The following is a 2481-nucleotide window of genomic DNA, read 5'->3' as shown; positions in this document are numbered from 1 at the left end:
GCGCTCGGCTCCGACACGGGCGGGTCGATCCGCCAGCCCGCGAGCTTCTGCGGCATCGTCGGCGTGAAGCCCACCTACGGCATGGTCTCGCGCTACGGCGTGGTGGCCTTCGGCAGCTCGCTCGACCAGGTGGGACCCTTCGCGCGCAGCGTGGAGGACGCGGCGGCGGTCATGGACGCCATCTGCGGCCACGACGAGCTTGACTGCACGTCACAGCAGGTGAAAGCCGATTTCCGCGCCGCCTGCAAGCAAGATGTCGCTGGCATGCGCATAGGCATTGTGAAGGAATTCATGGAAGCGGACGGCCTCACAGAGGAAGTCCGCGAGCGCACCATGGAAGCGGCCGCCAAGCTTGAAGCCGCCGGCGCCGAGCTCGTCGAGGTCGAGCTTCCGCACGTCGACGCGGCCATCAGCGCCTATTACGTGCTCGGCCCCTGCGAGGCGTTCTCGAACCTCGCTCGCTTCGACTCGGTGCGCTACGGCCTGTGCGACGAGGGCCACAAGGATTTGGGCGGCCAATACGAGTCGAGCCGCGCGAAGGGCTTCGGCCCCGAGGCCAAGCGCCGCATCATGCTGGGCAGCTACCTGCTTTCCGCGGGCGTGTACGAGAAGTACTACTATCCCGCGCAGCAGGTCCGCACGCTGATCACGCAGGACTACACGAGCGCCTACGAGAAATGCGACGTCATCTTAGCGCCCGCAAGCCCGCGCACGGCGTTCAAGTTCGGCGAGATCTCCGATCCCGCGACGATGTACCTCTCCGACGTGTTCACCATCTCGCTCAACATCGCCGGCAACGGCGGCATGAGCATGCCCTGCGGCCTGGGGCGCGAAACCGGCCTGCCCATTGGCGTTCAGCTAATGTCGCCCCAGTTCAAGGACGAGAACATGTTCCGCGTCGCAATGGCGCTCGAGAAGGAATACGGCACCGCCCCCGTGGCGCCCGAATTCTCGGACGGAAAGGCAGGCGAGTAGCGTGAAGAAGCTCGAGCAAGTATTGCAAGATTGGGAAGCGGTCATCGGTCTGGAAATCCATACCGAGCTCACCACCCTTACCACGAAGATGTTCTGCGGCTGCAAGCTGGAGTTCGGCGCCGCGCCCAACACGCACACCTGCCCCGTGTGCCTGGGCCTGCCCGGCGCCCTTCCCGTGCCGAACAAGGCCGCCATCGAGTCGATCGTGCTCGCGGGCCTCGCCACGAACTGCGACATCGAGAAGCACTCCATGTTCTACCGTAAGAACTACATGTACCCCGACATGGCGAAGAACTTCCAGACCACGCAGGGCCCCGTGGCATTCTGCATGCGCGGCCATCTCGACCTCGACGTCGACGGCCCGGCGGCGAAGGAGCGCACCGACATCGCGGGCCTTGGCGCGGGCGACACTTACGAGAACGTCACCGTGACCGACACCGGCTACACGGCGCACGTGGGCATCACGCGCATCCACATGGAGGAAGACGCGGGCAAGATGGTCCACATCGGCGGCGACGAGGGCCGCATCGCGGGCGCCACGCATTCCCTTGTCGACTACAACCGCGCGGGCACGCCGCTCATCGAGCTCGTCACCGAGCCCGACCTGCGCACGCCCGAGGAAGCGCGCCTGTTTATGCAGAAGCTGCGCCAGATCTTCCTCGCCATCGGCATCTCCGACTGTTCGATGGAGGAAGGCTCCATGCGCTGCGACGGCAACGTCAGCCTGCGCCGCCGCGGGTCGACCAAGCTCGGCGTGAAGACCGAGCTTAAAAACATGAACTCCTTCAAGAACCTCCACGATGGCTTGGCCTACGAAATCTGCCGTCAGGCGGAGGTGCTCGAAGAGGGCGGGCAGATCTACCAGGAAACGCGCCACTGGGACCCCACGATGAAGCACACCATCGTCATGCGCGTGAAGGAGACCGCCGACGACTACCGCCTGTTCCCCGAGCCCGACTTGGCGCCTTACGACCTCACCGACGAGTTCATCGAGGGCGTCCGCGCCAAGCTGCCCGAGCTTCCCGATCAGAAGGCCGCGCGCTTCGCCGAGCAGTTCGGCCTGTCGGCATATGATGCCCGTCAGCTGGTGGAAGGCGAGCAGACCGCCGGTTTCTTCGAGAAGTGCATGGAAGCTGCCGGCGCAGACGCGAGAAAGCTTGCCAAGCCCGTCGCAAACCTGGTCATCAACGACATCGCTGGCTGGCAGAATGCGAACGAGGACGTCAATCTCGCCGACAGCCCGCTTTCCCCCGCGCGCGCCGTCGAGCTCGTCGGGCTGCTCGCCGAGGACGCCATCTCCTCCAAGCAGGCCAAGGAGGTCTTCGCCGCCGTCATGGACGAGGACAAAGACCCTGCTGCCATCGTGGAGGAACGCGGCATGAAGCAGGTGTCGGACACCGGCGCGATCGAGGCCGTCGTCGACGCGGTTATCGCTGCGAACCCCGACGAGGTGGCGCGCTACAAGGACGGGAACACCAAGGTCATCGGGTTCTTCGTCGGCCAGTG

At 65.1% G+C, this 2481-nt stretch carries 2 protein-coding genes; both read left to right on the top strand.

Annotation, left to right across the window (positions count from 1 at the left end):
- The coding region (locus tag Q0I65_RS09610; protein ID WP_296062926.1) for an amidase family protein at positions 1-975 on the top strand (975 nt) is incomplete at its 5' end.
- Position 976: 1 nt separating this feature from the next.
- On the top strand, positions 977-2481 hold a 1505-nt coding region (gatB, locus tag Q0I65_RS09605), incomplete at its 3' end, for an Asp-tRNA(Asn)/Glu-tRNA(Gln) amidotransferase subunit GatB (protein ID WP_296062925.1).

Origin of the sequence: uncultured Ellagibacter sp. (assembly GCF_934643285.1) — a bacterium.
Taxonomy (GTDB): Bacteria; Actinomycetota; Coriobacteriia; order Coriobacteriales; family Eggerthellaceae; genus Ellagibacter.
This window is presented reverse-complemented; position numbering and strand designations above follow the sequence as displayed.